The organism is Pseudomonas sp. 910_21, assembly GCF_052850735.1.
Genome location: NZ_VXCY01000009.1, coordinates 33,456 through 54,330 on the forward strand (window position 1 = coordinate 33,456; position 20,875 = coordinate 54,330).

The following is a 20,875-nucleotide window of genomic DNA, read 5'->3' on the forward strand; positions in this document are numbered from 1 at the left end:
GGTTTTGACCCCGCTCAAGGAAGGGCCTTGCCGATCCTGGCCACCGCCTCGAAGGCCGGCAGCGGCGCCGCGGGTTCGACACAGGCATCCAGGGCCTGGGCGATATCGGCCAGCAGGTCGGCGATGTCTTCCAGACCCACCGACAGGCGCACCAGGCCTTCGGCAATGCCATGTTCGGCCCGTTCTTCCGGGGTGTAGGTGGAATGGGTCATGCTCGCCGGATGCTGGGCCAGGGACTCGGCGTCCCCCAGGCTCACGGCGCGGCTGAACAGTTGCAGGGCGTTCATGAAGCGGCTGCCGCTGGCCAGACCGCCCTTGAGTTCGAAGGCGATCATGCCGCCGGGCAATTTCATCTGCTGTTGCGCCAGGCTGTATTGCGCGAAGGACGGCAGGCCGGGGTAGGCGACCCACTGCACCAGCGGATGTTCCTCCAGGTACTCGGCGAGGGTCTGGGCGTTGCTGCAGTGGCGGTCCATGCGCAGGGCCAGGGTCTTGAGGCCGCGCATCAGGAGAAAGGCGTCCTGGGGCGAGAGCACCGCGCCGGTGAGGTCCTTCAGGCCCTGCAGGCGAATCCGCTCTGCCAGACCTTGGCGGGTGACCACGATACCGGCGGTGATGTCGCCGTGGCCGTTGAGGTATTTGGTGGCTGAGTGCACGACCAGATCGGCCCCCAGCTCCAGCGGACGCTGCAGATAGGGGGTGCAAAAGGTGTTGTCCACGGCAAAGGTGATGCGCGGGTGCTGGCGGGCGATTTCGGCCACGGCGGCAATGTCCACCAGTTGCATGTTGGGGTTGGCCGGGGACTCGCAATAGATCATGCGTGTGGCAGGGCTGATGGCGGCCCGCAGGTTGCCCAGGTCGCTCATGTCCACATGGCGCACCTTGACCCCGAACTCGGCCAGACCGTGGTGCAAGAGGGCGAAGGTACAGCCATACAAGGTCCGGCAGACGATGATTTCGTCGGTGGGGCGCAGCAGGGTCCACAGGGTGGCGGCAATGGCGCCCATGCCGGAACCGAAGGCCACTGCGGCTTCGCCATTTTCCAGGGCCGCCATGCGCGCTTCGAGCAACGCCAGGGTCGGGTTGCCGATGCGGGTGTAGAAGTAGCCGGGTTCTTCGCCGGCAAAGCAGCCGGCGCCATATTCGGCGGTGGCGAAGGTAAAGGTGGAGGTCAGGTAGATCGGTGGAATCAGCGCGCCCTGGTGCTCCTGAGGGTTATAGCCGTGGTGGATGGCTCGGGTGGAAAAACCAAGGTCGCCGCTTTTGGTGTGCATGGTGAACACTCCCGGATTTGCTCTAGGCTCTATACGAAAACTGCCTGCGCTTCGACCATGCTGTGCACTTCGCGCCTTCGGCGCTACGTAGAAACAGGCTCGTGCGCGAGTCCGATCGGAATGCTCATGTAGGCCCTACAGTCGACCGCGACTCCGGCCCTTCCTCGCCTGTTTTTGCCTTGCCTGATCTTTGCTCGGTGAGTTTTGGTACAGGCCTTAATGCTATGCTCAAATTCGGCGCAATAAATTCTAATCTGACCCCTTAAAAGTTGAGTGATTGGAATAAATCCTCATAAAAACAAGATAAAGAGGCAAAACATGCCCCAAGGTCTGGATCGCACGGACAAAGCCCTGCTGATCGCCCTGCAAGACAATGCCCGGCTCACCAACGCCGAACTGGCCGACAACGTTGCCCTGACCACGTCGCCGTGCTGGCGACGGGTGAAAATCCTTGAAGAGAGCGGGGTGATCACCGGCTACCAGGCGATCCTCTCGCCCAAGGCTCTGGGTTATGGGGTCACTGCCTTTGTCAGCGTGATGATGGAGTCACACTCCCAGGAGACCGCCCGGGCTTTCGAGCAGCGGCTGCTGGAGATCCCGGAAATCATTGCCTGCCACAACGTCTCCGGACGCTATGACTTTCTTCTCGAAGTGCTGGCCAGGGACCTGGAGTCCTTCGGTGAATTTGCCCGGGAGGTGTTGCAGGCCCTGCCGGCGGTGAAGGAGATCTATTCGAGCTTTTCCTTCAAATCGGTGAAGCCGTTGCGGCAGATTCCGGTACAAGAGTAAGAGCGGCGGCCGTTTGGCGGCGATCGGCGCCGTTGTTGTTCAGCGCGATCGCCCAGAGGCCGCGGCGATGGCGTCCCGCTGCTTCACAAGCAATCGAGCTGCCTGAAACAGGCCCGCAGCGAAAGAGCGCAGTGCAGGTCAAGGCTCAAACCGCGCCATGGGCCGCGAGGTTGCAATACTGCCCTTTGAAATACAGCAATGGCCGCGTAGCAGCCGCTTGTTGCAGGTTTAACGCTTTCACTTCACCAACCACGATCAGGTGATCACCTGCGGCGTGTTCGGCATGAATTTCACAATCCAGCCAGTGCAGGCTGCCGGTGATGATCGGATTACCCAACGGCGATTCCTGCCATTGAACGCCATGCCATTTGTCTGTGCCTTTGCGAGCGAACTGGTTGGAAATCTTGACCTGTTCACCTGACAGGATATTGACCACGAATCGACCCGCCTGGCGAATCTTGGGATAGCTGGCCGAGCTGGACATGACGCTGAATGACACCAGCGGCGGGCTCATCGACACGCTATAAAACGACTGACAGGTAAAGCCAATCGGCTCGCCATCAACCTGTGAGGTAATCACCGTGATACCGGATGCGTAGTGCCCGAGCGCTTCGCGAAAGTTCAATGGCTCGATAGCAGTACTGGGAAGTGACATAGTGGGTCCTAAATATTGGGTGCTGCTCGAAAATGTTGAGGAGGGCCTGAAACAGTCCCGTAACTTTTCAATCCGCCGCTTCAATCCCCCCGCACAGCACTTCCGGCTTTAGTTCAGCACGGGTTCGAGAGTTCTCTTCGGATAATTTCTGCACCGGCGCTCAAAGCCTTTAGCTTGCCTCTTGCCACTCCACGAGATAAGGGCGCCATGCCACAGTTAGTGCAAGGATAGAGTTTGTCGGCATCCACGAACTGCAGTGCTTTGCGTAGGGTATTGGCCACTTCCTCTGGTGTTTCAATGGTATTGGATGCCACATCAATGGCCCCGACCATCACTTTCTTGCCTCTGATGAGTTCAATGAGATCCATTGGGACATGAGAGTTGTGACATTCCAGTGAGACTATATCGATACTGGACTTTTGCAGCTTGGGGAAAGCCTCTTCATATTGTCGCCACTCTGATCCCAGGGTCTTCTTCCAGTCTGTATTGGCCTTGATGCCATAGCCATAGCAAATATGGACCGCCGTTTCACACTTAAGACCTTCAATTGCCCTTTCCAGGGTGGCCACTCCCCAATCATTCACCTCATCAAAGAAAACGTTAAAGGCGGGCTCATCAAACTGGATGATATCCACACCGGCAGCCTCTAACTCCAGGGCTTCCTGATTGAGGATCTTGGCGAATTCCCACGCCAGTTTTTCGCGGCTTTTATAGTGGCTGTCATACAGCGTGTCGATCATCGTCATCGGGCCTGGCAGCGCCCACTTTATGGGTTGCTTGGTTTGCTGACGTAAAAACTTGGCATCTTCAACAAACACCGGCTTTTGCCGAGTAACAGCACCCACCACCGTTGGCACGCTCGCATCATAGCGATCACGAATTCTAACGGTTTCACGTTTCGCGAAATCAACGCCGCTGAGGTGCTCAATAAAAGTAGTGACAAAGTGTTGGCGCGTTTGTTCGCCATCACTGACGATATCAATACCGGCCTGTTGTTGTTCCTGCAGTGACAAACGTAACGCATCGTGTTTGCCCTCAACTAATTCCTCGTCTTGCAACTTCCAGGGCGACCACAGTGTTTCAGGTTGTGCCAGCCAGGAGGGTTTAGGCAAGCTGCCGGCAGTTGAAGTGGGTAACAGTTTTTTCATCATGAATGGCCTTGTGTTTTTAATCAGTCAAAGAGCGTAATTGGCGGACCACTGCTCAAGAATGGCCTGGTACGGCTTGATGAAGTTGTTTTCAACAAACTGCCCCTGCTCAACAGCCAGGCGGCTACGTTCTTCTCGGTCATAGACAATTCGAGTTAATGAATAGTCCTGATGTTGCAGACTTGGCTGGTAGGATTTACCTGCAGCAGAGTTGGCGTTGTAAATTTCAGGGCGGTAAATTTTCTGGAAAGTGTCCATCGTGCTGATGGTGCTGATAAGCTCAAGATTAGTGTAGTCACTGAGCAAGTCGCCGACGAAATAGAAAGCCAAAGGCGCAACGCTATTTGAAGGCATGAAGTAGCGAACTTTCAAGCCCATTTTCTTGAAGTAATCATCAGTTAAGGAGTATTCATCCTGCTGGTACTCGATGCCCAATACAGGATGCTGGTTTTCAGTCCGATGATAGGTCTTGCTGCTCGAAACACTGAGGCAAATGACCGGTGGCTTATTAAAGTTTTCCTTGTAAGCGCTTGAGTTGATGAAGTGCTGGAATAGCTTTCCATGCAGCTCTCCGAAATTGTCAGGAGCGCTGAATGTTGGTTGATCCTTGTTGTGCCCCAATAACAGCACGCTAAAGTCATAATCTCGTACGTAAGAGGAGAAGTTGTTTCCGACAATGCCTTCGAGGCGTTCATTGGTCTTTCGATCAAAAATATTCGTTTTCAATATTTCAATCAGAGGGATGGCATTGTCACTGCTTTCAGTATCGATACCCATTTCAACGGAAATGATTTCAAGTTCGACGGTATAACGATCGCCTTTGGGGTTGTCCCAATGCGCCAATGCATTGAAACGGTTGTCAATCATTCTCAAGGTGTTGCGCAAGTTCTCTTGGCGGCTCTTTCCACGGGCCAAGTTGGCGAAATTGGTAGTGATGCGTGTGTTTTCGGAAGGGTGATAGTGCTCGTCGAAGCAAATGCTTTTAATGGTAAATGTAAATTCTTTGCTCATGGTAATCTGGCATCCTGGTTTCCGAGATAGAACCTGAATTCATTTGTGGGTTCTTAGTGCTTCCCAATTTTATTTCTGGTTTCTTTTGCTCAGTAGTCTTTATGTTATCTATAATTTAGGCGCATTTTATGCTGAGCTATTAATTGAGTGAAAATGAATTGATTTCACTGAGCCTTTAGTCACATTCATGATGTGATGTTCATTCAGTTGTAAAAGTCTATTTCCCACAGGATTTACTGATCGGCGAAACAAGCAACTGAAGGTGTGCGAGTTGGCGAGTGCGTGGGGAGTTGGCCATCGCATGACAGAACATCTTCAAGGCTTGAAGAGCCGCAGCGCTCGGGCCCTGGCGCAATCCGACCCGTGGCAGTTTTGGCAAAACTCGATGGGCTTCAGATCACAGCCAGAGGGGGCCTGGGCACGCAGCGACCGGGGACCTGTCCCATCAATGCAATTGCTGTTCGTCCAGGTAGCGGTTAAGGCATTCGATAAAGGCCTGGTGCTTGCGGGTCTGGCGCCGGTGAGCCGGGTAGATCACATGGATTCGCGGGCCGAATTGCTCCGGGTCGAGCTGCGCCTCGGGCAGCAGTTGCACCAGCTCGCCGCGACGCAGGTAGGGCGCCGCGCTCCACTGCGGGCACAGTTGCAGGCCCAGCCCGGCCAATAGCCCGCCGAACAGAAAGTCGTAATTGTCACTGGCCAGTCGCGGCACCGGCTGGGGCACACGCTGCTGCTCGCCATTCAAGGTAAAGCGCCAGAAATGCGGGTTCAGCGCCGGATGACGGAAGATCAGCCAGTCATGCGCGGCAAAATGCGCCGGGGTCACCGGCAGGGTCTGGCGTTCCAGGTAGCGCGGGCTGGCGCAGAGCAGGATGCGGTTGGCCGTCAGCGGGCGGGCGATCAGGTCCGGCAGCTCCACCGGGCCGTCGCGCACCGCCAGGTCATAGCCGCCACTGTGCAGGTCGACGAACTCGTCAGTGAGCTCCACTTCCAGCCGCATCTGCGGGTATTGCTCAAGAAAGTCATAGCAGGCGCCATTGAGAAAGGCCGGGGCAAAGGAGGGCGGCGCCACCAGGCGCAGGGTGCCGCACATTTCCTGCTGCAGGCGCTCGATGTCTTCCTGGGCCTGCTGCAGTTGGCGCAGCACCTGCCGGGCGCTGGCCAGGTAGATATGCCCGGCTTCGGTGAGGGCGATGCGTCGGGTCGAACGCTCGAACAGCCGGGTGCCCAGCTGACTTTCCAGGTGGCTGACCGCCTTGGTCAGGGCCGAGGTGGTCTTGCCCAGGCACGCGGCGGCGCGAGTGAAGCTGCCCTGGTCCGCGGTGGTCACGAACATGGTGATGGCGCCCAGCTGGTCCATTTCAGTCTTGCCTCTTTGGAAAGGATGTCTTGCGCGAAGCAGTATTCTTAAGCGCCGATGAGTTGGCTAGTCTCTCGCCCATTCTGACCCAAGGGTGCCAACAACAATGAAAAACGCTCTGAAGATCACGCTGGCCTCGGCGCTGGTATTGGCCTCGATGCACAGCCAGGCAGCGGTGGACCTGCTACTGCACAACGGCAAGGTGTTCACCGCCGAACAGGGCCAGCCCCTGCAACAGGCTGTGGCGGTGGAGCAGGGACGGATCGTCAAGGTCGGCAGCGATACCGAGGTCCTGGCGCTCAAGGCTGCCGGGACCCGGATCATCGACCTGCAGGGCAAGGTGCTGATGCCGGGGTTCATCGACAGCCACAGCCACGCCATCTTCGGGGGCCTGAAGCTCAAGGCCGCCGATCTGGACAGCCAGCAACTGCCCCTGGATGAGCTGGAGCAGCGCCTGCGCGGCTGGCGCGATGACGGTAGGGCGCGGCATGGCGACATCCTCAGCGTCAGCGGTTTTCCTTCGACCTACTGGAGCCAGGTGGATGCCCTGGAGCAACGTTTCAACCAGGGCGAATGGGCCACCACGCCGGTACTGTTCGTCGGCTGGGACTACCACACCGGCTGGGCCAACCGCGCCATGCTCAAACGCGCCGGGATCGATGCCGCGCGGGTCAAGGCGCTGCAGGGCGAAGCGCAGGCCACCATCGGCCACCACCCCGACCACAGCCCCAACGGCTTTGTCGCCGACGCTGGGCTCTCGGCGCTGACTTCGCAACTGCCGCCGCCGAGCTTCGAGCAGTTGCTGGATGCCGGGCGCGCCGCCCGTGATCTCAACCTCAGCCTGGGGATTACCGCGCTGATGGACCCGGCGGCCAACGCCACCCCCGGCGACGCGCTGTTCGCCATGCACCCCACTGCCAAGACGGTTGGCGTGCTGCCGGTGTACAAGGCGCTGTCACAGCAAGGCGAGTTGAACCTGCGGGTCGCGGCGCTGATGGTGGCCAATCCCAAGAGCCGCCCGGCGGACCTCGAGGTGCTGGACCAGGTACGCAGGCAGTTCCTCGGCGTCGAGAACCTGAGCCTGCCAGGGATCAAGATCTTCGCCGACGGCGTGGCCGAGTTCCCGGCGCAGACCGCCTCTTTGCTCACCCCTTACAAGAACTCGAAGAAGGACGGCGAACTGCTGATCGACCCGGCGCATTTCGGCGAGTTGGTCAGCGCCGCCGATGCCCGGGGCTGGTTGGTGCACGTGCACGCCATTGGCGATCGCGCGGTGCGCGAATCCCTCAACGGCATCGAGCAGGCGCGGCGCGACCGTCAGAGTGGCGTGGTGCACTCCATCACTCATCTGCAGATGGTCAACCCCAAGGAGTTCGCCCGCTTCAAGCCTCTGGACGTGATTGCCTCCATGCAGCTGTACTGGGCGTCCGCCGACGAGTTGAGCATCGACCTGCTCCAGCCCTACATCAGCGCCATGCAGTTCCAGTTCATGTACCCGGCGCGCTCGCTCTTGAAGAACGGCGCCACCATTGCCGGCGCCAGCGACTGGCCGGTGAGCACCCCCGAGCCCTGGAAGGCCATCGCCCAGGCCATCAGTCGCAAGGGCCCCAAGGGCGTATTGAACAAGGATCAAGGCATCGACCGGGAAGCCCTGTTCTACGCCTACACCCGCAATGCCGCGCGAGCCATTGGCCTGGAGCAACAGATCGGCAGCCTGGCCCCGGGCAAGCAGGCCGACCTGATTGTGCTGGACCGCGATGTGTTTCAGGTGCCTCAGGAGCAGTTGGCGGATACCCAGGTACTGACGACCTATTTTGCCGGACGCGAGGTGTACCGCCGGCCGTGATTCGGCGGTAACGCGAAGCGGGCCCGCGATCTTGATCGCGGTTTTTTTGTCGACGCCCTCGCTGGCAAGCCAGCTCCTACAGGTGATCAGCTCGCCTCAAAAGCACTTTTCTGCACACCGATGATTGACGCGGCAACAGCGCCTCCCTATTCTTTGTCGACCGACAAAGAATAGGGAGCAATTCGATGAAAACCCTCAAGGGTCCCAGCCTGCACCTGGCACAATTCAGTGCCGATACTGCACCTTTCAACAATCTGCCGAGCATTGCCCAATGGGCCGCCGACCTGGGTTTCAAGGCGCTGCAGATTCCCGCCTGGGATGCGCGGTTGTTCGATGTCGCCACCGCGGCGGACAGCCAGGACTACTGCGATGACCTCAAGGGCCAGCTGGCACAAAAGGGTTTGGTGATCAGTGAGCTGACCAGCCATATCTTCGGCCAGCTGGTGGCGGTGCATCCGGCCTACGACGCGATGTGCGACAACTTCGCCCCTCAGGCGCTGCGGGGCCATCCTCAAGCCAGAACGGCCTGGGCCATAGAGCAGATGAAGCTGGCGGCCAAGGCTTCGCGCCGCCTGGGGCTGAGCGACATGGGCACCTTTTCCGGGTCCCTAGCCTGGCCCTATCTGTTTCCCTTTCCGCAACGCCCAGAAGGCTTGATCGAAGCCGCTTTCGAGGAGCTGGCGCGGCGCTGGCGGCCGATCCTCGATGTGTGCGACGAGCAGGGGGTCAACCTGTGCTACGAGATCCATCCCAGCGAGGACCTGCACGACGGCACCAGCTTCGAGCGTTTCTATGAATTGGTGGATCGCCACCCGCGCTGCAACATCCTCTTCGACCCCAGCCACTTCGTGCTGCAGCAGCTGGACTACCTGAGTTACCTGGACATCTACCACGAGCGCATCCGCATGTTTCACGTCAAGGATGCCGAGTTCAATCCCAGCGGCCGCCAGGGCATCTACGGCGGCTATAGCTCCTGGGTCGAGCGGGCCGGGCGCTTCCGCTCCCTGGGCGATGGCCAGGTGGATTTCAAGGGGATCTTTTCCAAACTGGCGCAATACGACTACCCGGGCTGGGCGACCCTGGAGTGGGAGTGCTGCCTCAAGGATCAGGAGGACGGCGCCCGGGAGGGTGTCGAGTTCATCAACCGCCACATGATCCAGGTCACCGAGCGGATCTTCGACGACTTCGCCGGAGCCGGGATCGACCGCCAACAGATCAACGCCATGCTCGGCATTGCCTGAAACCCTTCATCGAGAAAAAACCATGAATGCTTTGACTGACAACCTCCAGGCCGACAGCGTCGACCTGGTTCACCGTTACGTGCGCGTCGATGGCCAGCGCATCCACTGTGTCAGCGCCGGCACGGGCCGACCGGTGCTGCTGATTCCCGGCTGGCCGCAGACCTGGTACGCCTGGCGAGAAGTGATCCGGGCCCTGGCTGCCCGGGGCTTCCAGGCCATCGCCGTGGACCCGCCGGGCAGCGGTCAGTCCGACCGCCCGGAGCAGGGCTACGACACCGGCCATGTGGCCGGGGTGCTGCACCAGGTGATGGGGCAGTTGGGCTTCGAGCGCTACAGCGTGGTCGGCCACGACGTCGGCATGTGGATCGCCTACGCCCTGGCCAGCGATCATCCGCAGGCGGTGGAGCGTCTGGCGTTGACCGAAGCGGTGATCCCGGGGCTGGCGGAGGCGCCGCCGATCTTTGTCGCGCCAGAGCAGAACATCTTTCTCTGGCATTTCATGTTCAACCAGTTGCGGGATTTGCCGGAAGCCTTGATCGCCGGGCGCGAGCGGGCCTACCTGAATTACATCTTCGATCACTGGTCCCATCGTCGCGAGGCGGTAGCCGCCGAGGTCTATATCGAGGCCTATGCTGTGCCGGGCGGCCTGCGCGCGGGCTTTGCCTACTACCGGGCGATTCCCGAGACGGTGCGCCAGAATCAGCTGCGCGCGCAGCGGCCGCTGGCGATGCCGGTGCTGGCCATCGGTGCCGAGCACGCCACCAACGATGCGCCCTTGCTGACCCTGCAGGGCCACGCCACGGATCTGCGCGGCGCCATCGTGCCCGACTGCGGGCACTTCATCATGGAAGAGGCGCCCGAGGAGTTCCTCGCTCACCTGCTGCCCTTTCTTCAGGAAGGCGCCGACTGAAGTTCGGTGCAGACGGCCCCGGGGCATGGAAAATGGCCGGGGCCGGTGCAAATCTAATATCATTTCGTCGCGGCGCCTGCGCCCACTCACTGACCGGCCCCTGCCGGTCAGTTTCCTTGTCTTGACGAGATACCCGACCCCCATGGCTGGAAGACCCCGCGAATTCGATCGCAACCAGGCGTTGCGCCAAGCGCTCGAGCTGTTCTGGGCCCGTGGATTTGAAACCACCTCCATGGCCGATCTGGTGGCGGCCCTGGGGATCGCTTCGGCGCGGATCTACGCCGCCTTCGGTTCCAAGGAGGCGCTGTTTCGCGAGGCCATCGAACTCTATGAAAGCCATGAGGGCGGCTTTGCCGATCAGGCCCTGGGCGAAGCCAGCGCTTACGTCGCCATCGAGCGCATGCTCAAGGAGGCGGTGGCGCTTTACACCCGGGTCGGTCATCCCCAGGGCTGCATGGTGGTGTCCTCGGCGGTGAACTGCTCCAGCGACAACGACAGCGTGCGTGAGTGGCTGGCCGAGCATCGCCGGGCACGTACCGCCAGCATCATCCAGCGCCTGGAAACGGCGGTGCAGTCGGGGGAACTGCCGGCACACACCGATGCAACTTCCCTAGGGGATTATTACTCTACGGTGCTGCACGGACTGTCGGTACAGGCCCGGGACGGGGTCACCCAGGCGCGCCTGCTCAATGGGGTGGCGCTGGCCATGACGGTCTTCGAGGCGGCGCGGGGCAACTGACCAGGCGCCTGCCAGCGTCTGCCGCGCAGCGCGCACCAGGTGCGCAAGCGGGCAGCCCGGGTCATTGTTCCTGGCCCGGCTTGTGCATTTTTATCGGGTCCTGGACCTGTTCGATCATCGATAGAGTATTACGACCCGCACATGAGTAACTCCGCGGCTACACCTCAAGGTAACTGGCAGCCGGTCATCGCGTTGGCGCTGGCGGCCTTTGTCTTCAACACGACGGAATTCGTGCCGGTGGGGCTGCTCAGCGCCATCGGCGCCAGCTTCGACCTGCCTACTGCGCGGGTCGGGCTGATGCTGACCCTCTATGCCTGGGTGGTGTCCCTGACCTCGCTGCCGGTGATGCTGCTGACCCGCAACGTCGAGCGGCGCAAGCTGCTCACGGTGCTGTTCGGGCTGTTCATCGTCAGCCATGTCCTTTCCAGCCTGGCCAACAGTTTCGGCCTGTTAATGCTCAGCCGCATCGGCGTGGCCCTGGCCCATGCCCTGTTCTGGTCCATCACCGCGTCACTGGCGGTGCGCCTGGCACCGCCGGGCAAGCAAGTGCAGGCCCTGGGCCTGCTGGCCACCGGCACCTCCCTGGCCATGGTCCTGGGCATTCCCCTGGGGCGCCTGCTGGGCGAGGCCCTGGGCTGGCGCACCACCTTCAGCGTGATTGCGGCCATGGCCGGTCTGCTGGTGTTGTGGTTGATCCGTACCTTGCCGCTGCTGCCCAGCCAGAACTCCGGCTCCCTGCGCAGCCTGCCGCTGCTGTTCAAGCGCCCGGCGCTGGTGGCGATCTATGTGCTGACGGCCCTGGTGGTCACCGCGCAGTTCACCGCCTACAGCTACATCGAACCGTTCATCAAGGTGGCGGCGGGCCTGGGGGGCGATGTAGTGACTCTGATCCTGCTGGTGTTCGGCGGTGCCGGAATCATCGGCTCGCTGCTGTTCAGCTGGCTGCACCGTCACAGTCCCCAGGGTTTCCTGCTGACGGCGGTGACCCTGCTGGCGCTGTGCTTGAGTCTGCTGTTGCCTCTCAACGGCCACGTCTGGTCCCTGGTGGCGCTGAGCGTGGTCTGGGGCATGGCGATCATGGGCTTCGGCCTGGCCCTGCAATCGAAAGTGCTGGTGCTGGCGCCGGACGCCACCGACGTGGCGATGGCGATGTTCTCCGGGATCTACAACATCGGCATCGGCGGTGGCGCGTTGCTGGGCAGTTGGGTGGGCGGCCAGTTGGGGTTCGCCTATGTCGGCCTGGCGGGCGGTGCACTGGCCACCGTGGCCTTGCTGTTCTATGGCCTGGCGATCCGGCGCATGGCCGCCGCCGCGCCGGGCAATTGAGGCAGGCATTGCCCGACGCCGCTGGCGCTTTGGTGTTCCTCGGCAGCGCCAGGCTTCAGGCGTGCACCGGCTTGCGGCGATCCGGCCAGCAGGCCACCAGCAACAACAGCAGCGCCGCCAGCAGGTAGGGCAGGCGCGGCTCCACGGCGTAGATCAGGGTGCCTGCCAAGGGCCCGACCACCACCCCCAGGCCCTGGGCTGCACCGACGGAACCGGCGGTGGCGCCTTGCTCGGCAGCGTCCACTGCGTTGCTGGCCAGGGCGGCGAAGGAAGGGAAGATCCAGCCCATGCCGGCGGCCGAGACAAAGAACCCCAGCCATAGCACCCAGGCGTGGGCGGCGAGGATGCTCGCGGCAAAGCCCACTGCGGCCACCAGGGCGCCGACGCGGATCATTCGCAGTGGCGGCCACTCCAACTTGCGCACCAGCAGTTGCGCAGCGATCAACGCCACCCCCACCAGGGTCAGGGCGACACCGGCGGTCTGCGCCGCGTCCGCCGGGCCCATGCCCAGGCGGTCGAGGGCGAAGAAGCCCACGGTGATCTGTGCCATGGCCACGCACAGCATGGAGATAAAGGCCACCAGCAGCGGCCGGCGCAGGCGCGGGTCTGTCAGGCTCACCGACTTTGGCGGTTGCTTGAGGTGCAGTTCCTGGCGCGGCAGTCGTGCCTTGAGGAAGGCGAAGCCCAGCAGCGGCAGCAGCGCCAGCACATAGAACGGCAGACTCAGGCTATGGCGTGCCAGCAGCGCGGCAATCGCCGGGCCCAGGACCAGGCCGCAAGCGTTGGCCGCCCCCAGGGAAGCCATGGCCCGAGCCCGGTGCTCGGGCTCGATGTTATCGGCGATCAGCGCATAACCGCCCACCGGAATCGCTGCATAGAACACCCCGATCAGGCCGCGGCCCAGCAGCAGCCCGGCAAACGCCAGCAGTGCCGAAGGCAGGGCGTGCAGCGACAGGTCGATGAATACGCTGAGGGCGAGAAAGGCCAGGGTGAAGCCGCCGGTGCCCAGCAGCAGGATCTGCCGCCGACCCAGGCGGTCACTGGCCCGGCCCCAGGGGCGGGCCAGGAGCATCCAGATCACGCCGGAGACGGTCACCGCCATTCCCGCTTGCCAGGTGGCCAGGCCCAGAATCCGCGCAATGGGACCGATCAGCGAGACAAACGCCATCATCGCCATGGTGCAGGCCAGGTTGGCCACCAGCAGCGGACGCAGGTCGAAGGCCGGTGCGTCCTGGGGCGTTTCCAGGGTGTCGAGGGGCAGCTGTTGCATGTCGCTCATGAGTTATCCCAGGGCTGAGTGAAAGGGCAGGCGGCCGTCGACCATCACCAGCGGTCGACCGCGCACCTGTTCCAGGCTGCCGTCGACGCCATAGACGTCGCGCAGCAGTTGTTGGTTGACCACTTCCAGGGCCGGTCCGGCGGCGGCCAGGCGGCCGTTGTGCAGGACCACCACCTGCTGGCTGAAACCCAGGGCCAGGTTGATGTCGTGGACCACCACCAGGGTGATCAGTTGGCGCTCGCGGGTGGCCCGGGTAATGGCGTCCACCACCTGGCACTGGTGGTACAGGTCCAGGGCGCTGGTGGGTTCGTCCAGCAGCAGCACCCGGGGCTGACGCACCAGGGCCTGGGCCAGCCCCACCAGCTGGCGCTGGCCGCCGGAGAGGGCATCGATGGGGCGGTCGGCCAGGGCCGTCAGGTCCAGGTCCCGGAGCACCTGTTCGACCCCGTGCAGCACCGCGGCGCTGGGGCGGCCGGGGGCGAAACCGGCGCTGCGATGCCCGGCCATGGCGGCGCTGAGCACGGCTTCGAAGGCGCACAGGCGTGTGCGTTCCGGCAGGCTCTGGGGCAAGTAGACGATATGTTGAGCACGTTCGACCTGGGGCAGGCGGTTGAGGTCGACGCCATCGAGCAGCACCTGCCCGGTGGTTTTCTGCAACCCGGCGATGCCCCGCAGCAGGGTCGATTTGCCCGCCGCGTTGGGGCCGATCAGCGCGGTCAGGGTGCCGGCGGCCAGGGGTGGCAGGCTCACGTCGCGCAGTACCTGGCGGCTGCCGTAGTGCATGTTCAGGCCGGCAGTGCACAGCCCGGGCGTGGAGGAGGCGATAAGGCTCACAGGACACCTCGACGGTTGCGCATGACGATGGCCATGAAAAATGGAATGCCCACCAGGGCCGTGACGATGCCCACCGGCACCAGTACCCCGGGGATCAGGGCCTTGCTGGCGATGGAGGCCATGGACAGGATCAGCCCGCCACTGAGCACGCTGGCCGGCAGGAACAGCCGATGGTCCTCGCCCACCAGCAGCCGGGCGATGTGCGGGGCAATCAGGCCGATAAATCCGATGGTGCCGACAAAGGACACCGCCAGGGCCGACAGCAGGCTGATGCGCAGCAGCGACAGCAGGCGCAGGCGACCGACGTCGATGCCGAAGCTGCGGGCCCGTTCCTCGCCCAGGGTCAGGGCGGTCAGGGCCCAGCTCTGGCGCAGGGAAAACGGCAGGCACAGCAACAGCGCCAGGGCCAGCACCCCGAGCTTTTCCCAGGAGGCCCGGGCCAGGCTGCCCAGGGTCCAGAACACCAGTTGCTGCAGGCTGTCCTGGGTGGCGACAAACTGCAGCAGGGCCACCAGGGCGTTGAAGGCGAACACCAGGGCGATGCCGAACAGCACCAGGCTTTCCACGCCGAAGCCGCGCCAGCGTGCCAGCAGGTACAACAAGGCCACCGAGGCCAGGGCGAAGAGGAAGGCGTTGGCCGAAATCAGGTACTGCGCCGGCACTCCGGGAATGCCCAGGCCCAGGACAATGGCCAGGGCCGCGCCAAAGGCTGCGGCCGCGGATACGCCGAGGGTGAAGGGGCTGGCCAGGGGGTTGTCGAGCACGGTCTGCATCTCCGCCCCGGCCAGGGCCAGGGCGGCACCCACCAGCACCGCCATCAGGGCGTAGGGCAGGCGCACGTTCCACACGATCACCGCTTCGACCCGGGGCATCGAGCCCGGGTCCCAGAGCACCTGCAGCAGGCGCGAGAGGCTCATGCCCGAAGGCCCGGTGGTGATGTCCAGGGCCAGTGACAGCAGCAAGGCCAGGGCCAGCCCGGACAACAGCAGCACCCGGCGGCCATGGCGTCTTTGGTAGTGCCCTGAGGCAACGCGCTCCTGCACGTCGGTGGCAGCCTGGGTCATGGCACCAGGCTCGTGGTGAATACGCCGCTGGCGGGAATCGGCATGAAACGCTGGTACAGCTCCCGGCGGGTCTGGTCCGGGTCCAGGTCCTTGAACAGTTCAGGGTGCAGCCACTTGGCCAGGGCCTGGACCGCGATCAGGTGCTCCGGCGAGTCATAGAAGATGTGCCACAGGCCATGCACATTGCCCTCGCGCACCGCCCGCAGCTCGTTCAGCGGTGGGCGCTGGGCGGCCTGGCGCAGGCTGTCCCGAGCCTGTTGCAGGGTGGCGGAGTACCCCAGGGTCACGCCGCCCTGACCGGCAGCGAACACCCCGGTGGCCACGTACACATCCGGATCGCTGGAGAGGATGTACTCCACATTGAGCACACCAATGGGCCCGGGAATGCGCCCGTCGGCGATGTTGCGCCCGCCGGCCAACTTGATCATTTCGCCGAAGTTGCCGGTGCCCGGCGAGCCGCAGCAATCCTGCAAGCCGGCGAGCATGTCGACGAAGATCTTCGGCTGTTTGACGTTGCCGGCCTTGGCCAGGGTTTCGCTGACCCGGGCCAGGGACTGCTGGTAGAAGGCGATGAACGCCTCGGCCTGCTGTTCACGGCCCAGGGCCTGCCCCAGCAGGCGCATGCTGGGCACGGTATGGCTCAGGGGATGGTCGCTGAAGTCGACGAAGATCACCGCCACCCCAGCGGCTTCCAGCTGCTTCACCGCCTCGCTGTCGGGGCTCGGCCCGTGGCCGCCGCTCAGGGCCATGATCGCCAGGTCCGGGTGCACTGCCAGGGCCTTTTCGACGCTGAAGGTTTCGGCGGAAGTTCCTCCTACCAGCGGCACCTTTTCCGCCTCCGGGAAGGCCTTGTGATAGGCCTCGTAGCCCTGTACGTCGAGGCCGCGAAAGTCCCCTTGCCAACCGGCGAGACGGGCGAAGGGATTCTGGCCTTCGAGCAGCGACAGGGAATAGATCATCCGGCCTTCACCCAGGAGGATGTGCTCGACCTTCTCCGGCACCTGGACCTGGCGTCCGGCCAGATCGGTGAGGGTCGCGGCGCTGGCCGTGGCGGCCCATAGCAGGCCCAGGGGCAGCAGGCCGAGCAAGAGCCCGCGCTGGGCGCGGCGCAAGAAATCACGGTGTGTCATGGGAGGTTTCCTTGAACGATTGAACGGCCCGGCGAGTGACGCGCTTGCGCCACCACAACAGCAGGCCGGTGATGTACAGCAGGGGTAACGAAATACCGCAGAGAAAAGCCAGCCAGGCGCCGGGTGTGCCCAGCAGCAAATGCCCGTGGGCAGCGGAAAACAGCGGCTTGACGGCCATGGGCCGGGCCGCCAGCCAGGTGAACAGTTCCGGGCGCGCGAGCCAGGCACCGCTTGCGGCGATCAGCAGCAGCGGTAGGCACAGCCACGCGGCGGCGAGGTTGTGCCATTCGCGCAGGCGCCGGGTGCCCTGGCTGCCGCGACGCAGGCTGGCGGCTTTCCACCAGCTGCGGCGCCCTGGCCACCAGAGGTACAAGCCGCTGCCCAGCGAGCCCAGCAACACCAGGCCGCACACCAGCACCAGGGTCGAACCCCAGGCCTGCGGCAACAGCAGGCTGCGGTGCAGCGCCACCAGCTTGGCCAGCCACAGGTCTTCGAAGACAAAGAAGCCCCGGGGCTCGCCGGTGTAGGGATCGATCATGGCGATGCCGGTTCCGGGGCGCTCCTTGAGGGCACCGAAGACGATCACATTGTCCGATTCGAGAAAGCCCTGGCGCGGCGGCGCCGCGCCGAAGACTTTGTGCAACTGCGGGTAGGCGTCGGAGGCGGCCCTGATCCAGGCCTCCTGTTCCAGCAGCGTGCCGTGCTCGCCGGGGGCCAGTTGCAGCATCGGCGCACCGACCTCCCAGCGCAGGATCGGTCCCTTGAGTTCCAGCAGCGAACCACTGAGGCCCAACAACGCCAGGAGCAACCCCAGGCTCAGGGCCAGCCAACGATGCAGCCGGAGCCAGATTTCACGCATGGGCAGCATCGGCGACTTACCAGCGGTAGCGCAGGCTGGCGATGACGCTGCGGTCATAACCGGCGCTGCAATTGGTCAGCGAGCAGCCTTCGTAGTAGCGCTTGTCGGTGAGGTTGGTGGCGTTCACCGCCAGGCGCAGGCCCTTGGCCGCCGGGATCAGCTTGTCGAAGTCGTAGTGCACCGCCGCGTCCAGCAGGGTGTAGGAGGGCACGCGCTGGGTGTTGGCGGCATCGGCCTCGGTGGAGCCGATGTAACGCACCCCGGCGCCAAAGCCCAGGCCGCTCAGGGGGCCTTCGGGCAGGGTGTAGTCGGCCCACAGCGAGGCCATTTTTTCCGGGGTGTCGGTGGGGCGTTTGCCCTTCTCCAGCGGGTTGTTGCTCTTGCTCACCTCGGCGTCGTTGTAGGTCAGCGCCGCCAGCAGGTCCAGGCCCCGGGCCAGGCTGGCCTTGCCTTCGAGCTCGATGCCGCGCACGTTGATCTCGCCGGTCTGGATCTTGTTCAGGCGTTCGGCCGGGTCGGTGGTCAGGACGTTTTCCTGGGTCAGGTCGAACAGCGACAGGGTGATGTAGCTGTCGATCCCCGGCGGCTGGTACTTGATCCCCACTTCCGACTGCTTGGCGCTGGTGGGCTTGTACGGCGTGCCGTAGAAGTTGGTGCCCAGCACCGGGTCGAAGGACGTGGAGTAGCTGATGTAGGGCGCCAGGCCGTTGTCCGCCAGGTACACCAGCCCGGTGCGGTAAGTGAACTTCTCGTCGTCCTGCTTGCTCCCGGTATGCTCCAGGCGATTGTCGGTACGGGCGCTGGAGCGGTCCTGACGTCCGCCGACGGTGAGCACCCAATGCTCATCGAAGGTGAACTGCTGCTGGGCGTAGACCCCGACCTGATCGGCGCGCTGCACGGTATTGGTGAAGGGGGTGGTGGGGTTGAACACGCCGCCATGCACCGGGTTGTAGATGTCGATGGGCGAAGCGGTGCCGCCGCGCAGGTAGTAGTCCTCGCGGGTGCGTCGGTAGTCCACTCCCAGCAGCGACACCATTTGCGTGTTGCCCAGGTTCCAGCGGGCCTGGGCATTGTTGTCCAGGGAGTAGGTGTCGCCGACGATGCGAAAGCGATAGGCGGCGCGGTTCAAGGTGCGCAGGTCCGGGGCCAGGGACATGCCGCTGGCGGTGTTGGTCAGCAGGTTGACGTGGCCGTAGCGGGCGCTGGAATTGAGACTCCAGACGTCATTCAGGCGGTGCTCCAGCAGGTAGCCCAGGGAGTATTGGGTGCGGTCGTTGTCCAGCCCCGGTTCATCGAGGAAGACGTTGTGCTTGACCTTGCCATTGGGGTTGCCAAGCAGGGTGCCCCGGGCCGGCAGGAACACCCGCGGCGCGCCGAACGTGTCCTGGGTGTAGTCGGCCAGCAGGGTCAGGCTGGTGTCGTCGTTGGGCTTCCAGGTGAAGGAGGGCGCGAAGTACTGTTTGTCGTCCTTGATGTGATCGAACTGGGTGCCGCTGTCGCGCTCCAGGCCCACCAGGCGGTAGAGGAACTGCCCTTCATCGTCCAGGGGGCCGCTGAAGTCGAACTGGCCCTGGGCCCGGTCGAAGCTGCCACCCTGGATCTGCACTTCATGGAAGGGTTTGTCCAGCGGGCGCTTGCTGATCTGGTTGACCACGCCCCCCGGGGAGTTCTGACCGAACAGTACCGAGGCCGGGCCCTTGAGCACATCGATGCGCTCCAGGCCATAGGCTTCGACCTTGGGCCAGGCCTGGGCGGTATTGCCCTTGAGGCCATCGCGGAGCATGCCGGTGGTGACGTCGAAACCGCGGATCGAGAGGGTGTCGAAGCGCTGGCTGGCGGCGGTGGTATTGGCCTGGACCCCGGCGGTGTAGCGCAGCGCCTCGTTCACCGACTGCACCTGCTGGGCATCCATCTGGTCGCGGGTGATCACGGAAATCGACTGGGGAATTTCACTCAGCGAGGCATCGGTCTTGGTGCCGCTGAGGCTGCGCTTGGCCACATAGCCGCTTTGCTGGCCGGTGGGGGAGTCGACCTGGGTGGCGCTGATCACGCTGGTGTCCAGGGTCAGCGGCTGTTGCGGTTCGCGCTCGGCGTCCGCGGCCAGCGCGCTACCTGCCTGGGTCAACGTCAGGCCCAGGGCCACGCCGTGGATCAGGCACGCCAGCGGACTGCGGCGCAGGGTCGGGCGAGGAACCGCAGAATCGACAGGCCAACCTGAGGTGTTTCGGTGCGCAACGCTGGTGCCCATGCTTCACTCCGTGATGGGGATTAAATGAGAATGCAAACGTATCTCATTTGTGAGCATGGGTTAGGGCCTAAAACTTTGGCTTGAGCGATCATTTCTTTCGTTTGCGGTACGGCGGGGCAAGGTCAAGGGCAAGCGCGCCCGACTCAGCGCAGGGACTTGGGCGAAACCCCGAAGCGCTTGCGAAAGGCGGTGGAGAAATGCGCCGGGCTGTAGCCGACCCGATAGGCCGCGCTGGAGACATTGGTTTCGCCGCTGGCCAGCAAGCGGTAAGCCTCGCCCAGGCGCTGTTCCTGCAGGTAGGCATAGACGCTGGTGCCGAACACCTGGCGAAAGCCGGCGGTGAGCTTGCGCGGATTGAGACCCACCTGACGCGACAGCTCGGACAGCGACGGCGAGTCCTGCAATGAGTTGAGCAGCAGGTCCCTTGCGGCATGGATGCGTTCGATGTCCGCCGAGCTGCACAGGCTGTCCTGCAGTGGTCGGGACTCGGCATGGGCGAGGATGCCCTCGACTCCCAGGGCGGTGAGCTCCAGGGCCTTGCCTCCCAGGTAGAAGGAGCGGGTCGGGCCCTGCAGCGGGCAGGTGAAGATCTGCTGGGCCAGGGCCAGCAGTGGCTTGCTGGCCGGCTGGCAGAACAGCATCGGCCCGCCGCCGAGCGGGTCCAGCAGGCGCTCGGGTTCCAGGCCGGCATTGCGGATCGACGGGAAGTCCAGCTGCACCGTGGTGTAGCGCACCGGTACGCCACTGGCGAACAGGTGGTCGCCGCAGTGCTCGCCCTGGTTGGCCACGGCGCACAGGGTCGGGCCGCGAATTTCCACTTCCGGTTGGCCCTCGACCCGGCAATTGAGCTGGCCGCTGAGCACCAGGATGATTTTCAAACCTTGCCAGAGCGGCTCTTGCATCCACATCTGGCTGTCCATCAGCACAGTCCCGGTGGACAAGGTGATTTCCGGCACCACAGCCGCCGTGCCGGCGTGCTGCGGATTGGGAAACTGCAGGGTGAAATCCCTTTGGACAGGCTGCGGCGCAGCGTGGGGGCTGAGCATGGCGAACTCCCTGTGAACCCGAAAAAGAGGCCATAAGCTAGCAGGAAAATCCTCCCCTGTAATTAAGAATGATTATCCTTTAGCTTTCTGACCCCGTCCTGTCAGGGCCGGCCGGG

General features: G+C 63.1%; 18 protein-coding genes. 6 read left to right on the forward strand and 12 right to left on the reverse strand.

Annotated features, from left to right (window positions below; translation table 11 throughout):
• Positions 1-14: 14 nt before the first annotated feature.
• On the reverse strand, positions 15-1,274 hold the full coding sequence (locus FW796_RS25155; RefSeq protein ID WP_346635569.1) for a methionine gamma-lyase: 1,260 nt from the start codon (positions 1,272-1,274) through the stop codon (positions 15-17).
• A gap of 318 nt (positions 1,275-1,592) precedes the next feature.
• On the opposite strand from FW796_RS25155, the gene FW796_RS25160 reads away from it, so the two are divergent.
• The gene (locus FW796_RS25160; protein WP_346635568.1) at positions 1,593-2,063 is read left to right on the forward strand and encodes an Lrp/AsnC family transcriptional regulator; all 471 of its coding nucleotides are present in this window, start codon (positions 1,593-1,595) and stop codon (positions 2,061-2,063) included.
• 145 nt (positions 2,064-2,208) lie between these two features.
• On the opposite strand, the gene FW796_RS25165 is transcribed toward FW796_RS25160, so the two are convergent.
• The 4 genes from FW796_RS25165 to FW796_RS25180 form a co-directional block, all read right to left on the reverse strand.
• A complete protein-coding gene (locus FW796_RS25165) occupies positions 2,209-2,718 on the reverse strand; it encodes a flavin reductase family protein (RefSeq protein ID WP_346635567.1) in 510 nt (169 codons plus the stop codon).
• Positions 2,719-2,831: 113 nt separating this feature from the next.
• Entirely contained in the window at positions 2,832-3,866 is a 1,035-nt protein-coding gene (locus FW796_RS25170) for a methionine synthase (RefSeq protein WP_346635566.1), read from the reverse strand.
• A gap of 27 nt (positions 3,867-3,893) precedes the next feature.
• Positions 3,894-4,877, reverse strand: coding sequence for a DUF1852 domain-containing protein (locus FW796_RS25175; RefSeq protein WP_346635565.1), 984 nt, complete (start codon positions 4,875-4,877; stop codon positions 3,894-3,896).
• 445 nt (positions 4,878-5,322) lie between these two features.
• Positions 5,323-6,237 carry a LysR family transcriptional regulator gene (locus tag FW796_RS25180; protein ID WP_346635564.1) on the reverse strand — a complete coding sequence of 305 codons (915 nt, stop codon included), beginning with the start codon at positions 6,235-6,237 and terminating at the stop codon, positions 5,323-5,325.
• Positions 6,238-6,343: 106 nt separating this feature from the next.
• Between FW796_RS25180 and FW796_RS25185 the strand changes: the two genes are divergently transcribed.
• The 5 genes from FW796_RS25185 (at position 6,344) to FW796_RS25205 (ending at position 12,299) form a co-directional block, all read left to right on the forward strand.
• Positions 6,344-8,083: an amidohydrolase gene (locus FW796_RS25185; RefSeq protein WP_446440231.1), complete on the forward strand. Its 1,740-nt coding sequence runs from the start codon at positions 6,344-6,346 to the stop codon at positions 8,081-8,083.
• A 185-nt stretch (positions 8,084-8,268) separates the two neighbouring features.
• Positions 8,269-9,324 carry a sugar phosphate isomerase/epimerase family protein gene (locus FW796_RS25190; protein ID WP_446440232.1) on the forward strand — a complete coding sequence of 352 codons (1,056 nt, stop codon included), beginning with the start codon at positions 8,269-8,271 and terminating at the stop codon, positions 9,322-9,324.
• A 22-nt stretch (positions 9,325-9,346) separates the two neighbouring features.
• Positions 9,347-10,234 (forward strand): alpha/beta fold hydrolase, encoded by an 888-nt coding sequence (locus tag FW796_RS25195; protein WP_346635561.1) that lies wholly within the window; start codon positions 9,347-9,349, stop codon positions 10,232-10,234.
• Between the two features lie 142 nt (positions 10,235-10,376).
• On the forward strand, positions 10,377-10,973 hold the full coding sequence (locus tag FW796_RS25200) for a TetR/AcrR family transcriptional regulator (protein ID WP_404937124.1): 597 nt from the start codon (positions 10,377-10,379) through the stop codon (positions 10,971-10,973).
• 141 nt (positions 10,974-11,114) lie between these two features.
• Complete coding sequence (locus tag FW796_RS25205) at positions 11,115-12,299, forward strand: sugar transporter (protein WP_346635559.1); 1,185 nt, start codon at positions 11,115-11,117, stop codon at positions 12,297-12,299.
• 55 nt (positions 12,300-12,354) lie between these two features.
• Here the strand turns inward: FW796_RS25205 and FW796_RS25210 are convergent, their stop codons facing one another.
• The 7 genes from FW796_RS25210 to FW796_RS25240 form a co-directional block, all read right to left on the reverse strand.
• Positions 12,355-13,578 (reverse strand): MFS transporter, encoded by a 1,224-nt coding sequence (locus tag FW796_RS25210; RefSeq protein ID WP_446440233.1) that lies wholly within the window; start codon positions 13,576-13,578, stop codon positions 12,355-12,357.
• A 3-nt stretch (positions 13,579-13,581) separates the two neighbouring features.
• Positions 13,582-14,412, reverse strand: coding sequence for an ABC transporter ATP-binding protein (locus tag FW796_RS25215; protein ID WP_404937123.1), 831 nt, complete (start codon positions 14,410-14,412; stop codon positions 13,582-13,584).
• The gene (locus tag FW796_RS25220; protein WP_346635557.1) at positions 14,409-15,476 is read right to left on the reverse strand and encodes a FecCD family ABC transporter permease; all 1,068 of its coding nucleotides are present in this window, start codon (positions 15,474-15,476) and stop codon (positions 14,409-14,411) included. The genes FW796_RS25215 and FW796_RS25220 overlap by 4 nt, the downstream gene beginning before the upstream one ends.
• Complete coding sequence (locus FW796_RS25225) at positions 15,473-16,606, reverse strand: ABC transporter substrate-binding protein (protein WP_346635556.1); 1,134 nt, start codon at positions 16,604-16,606, stop codon at positions 15,473-15,475. Before FW796_RS25225 ends, FW796_RS25220 begins: the two co-directional genes overlap by 4 nt.
• On the reverse strand, positions 16,593-17,465 hold the full coding sequence (locus FW796_RS25230; protein WP_346635555.1) for a PepSY-associated TM helix domain-containing protein: 873 nt from the start codon (positions 17,463-17,465) through the stop codon (positions 16,593-16,595). The genes FW796_RS25225 and FW796_RS25230 overlap by 14 nt, the downstream gene beginning before the upstream one ends.
• 16 nt (positions 17,466-17,481) lie before the next feature.
• Complete coding sequence (locus tag FW796_RS25235; RefSeq protein ID WP_346635554.1) at positions 17,482-19,713, reverse strand: TonB-dependent siderophore receptor; 2,232 nt, start codon at positions 19,711-19,713, stop codon at positions 17,482-17,484.
• A 143-nt stretch (positions 19,714-19,856) separates the two neighbouring features.
• The gene (locus FW796_RS25240; protein WP_346635553.1) at positions 19,857-20,759 is read right to left on the reverse strand and encodes an AraC family transcriptional regulator; all 903 of its coding nucleotides are present in this window, start codon (positions 20,757-20,759) and stop codon (positions 19,857-19,859) included.
• Positions 20,760-20,875: the final 116 nt, after the last annotated feature.

Bases quoted from the DNA above. Each gene is read 5' to 3' on its own strand.
- FW796_RS25155 (WP_346635569.1), bottom strand. From the start codon at position 1,274: ATGCACACCAAAAGCGGCGACCTTGGTTTTTCCACCCGAGCCATCCAC.
- FW796_RS25160 (WP_346635568.1), top strand. From the start codon at position 1,593: ATGCCCCAAGGTCTGGATCGCACGGACAAAGCCCTGCTGATCGCCCTG.
- FW796_RS25165 (WP_346635567.1), bottom strand. From the start codon at position 2,718: ATGTCACTTCCCAGTACTGCTATCGAGCCATTGAACTTTCGCGAAGCG.
- FW796_RS25170 (WP_346635566.1), bottom strand. From the start codon at position 3,866: ATGAAAAAACTGTTACCCACTTCAACTGCCGGCAGCTTGCCTAAACCC.
- FW796_RS25175 (WP_346635565.1), bottom strand. From the start codon at position 4,877: ATGAGCAAAGAATTTACATTTACCATTAAAAGCATTTGCTTCGACGAG.
- FW796_RS25180 (WP_346635564.1), bottom strand. From the start codon at position 6,237: ATGGACCAGCTGGGCGCCATCACCATGTTCGTGACCACCGCGGACCAG.
- FW796_RS25185 (WP_446440231.1), top strand. From the start codon at position 6,344: ATGAAAAACGCTCTGAAGATCACGCTGGCCTCGGCGCTGGTATTGGCC.
- FW796_RS25190 (WP_446440232.1), top strand. From the start codon at position 8,269: ATGAAAACCCTCAAGGGTCCCAGCCTGCACCTGGCACAATTCAGTGCC.
- FW796_RS25195 (WP_346635561.1), top strand. From the start codon at position 9,347: ATGAATGCTTTGACTGACAACCTCCAGGCCGACAGCGTCGACCTGGTT.
- FW796_RS25200 (WP_404937124.1), top strand. From the start codon at position 10,377: ATGGCTGGAAGACCCCGCGAATTCGATCGCAACCAGGCGTTGCGCCAA.
- FW796_RS25205 (WP_346635559.1), top strand. From the start codon at position 11,115: ATGAGTAACTCCGCGGCTACACCTCAAGGTAACTGGCAGCCGGTCATC.
- FW796_RS25210 (WP_446440233.1), bottom strand. From the start codon at position 13,578: ATGAGCGACATGCAACAGCTGCCCCTCGACACCCTGGAAACGCCCCAG.
- FW796_RS25220 (WP_346635557.1), bottom strand. From the start codon at position 15,476: ATGACCCAGGCTGCCACCGACGTGCAGGAGCGCGTTGCCTCAGGGCAC.
- FW796_RS25225 (WP_346635556.1), bottom strand. From the start codon at position 16,606: ATGACACACCGTGATTTCTTGCGCCGCGCCCAGCGCGGGCTCTTGCTC.
- FW796_RS25230 (WP_346635555.1), bottom strand. From the start codon at position 17,465: ATGCGTGAAATCTGGCTCCGGCTGCATCGTTGGCTGGCCCTGAGCCTG.
- FW796_RS25235 (WP_346635554.1), bottom strand. From the start codon at position 19,713: ATGGGCACCAGCGTTGCGCACCGAAACACCTCAGGTTGGCCTGTCGAT.
- FW796_RS25240 (WP_346635553.1), bottom strand. From the start codon at position 20,759: ATGCTCAGCCCCCACGCTGCGCCGCAGCCTGTCCAAAGGGATTTCACC.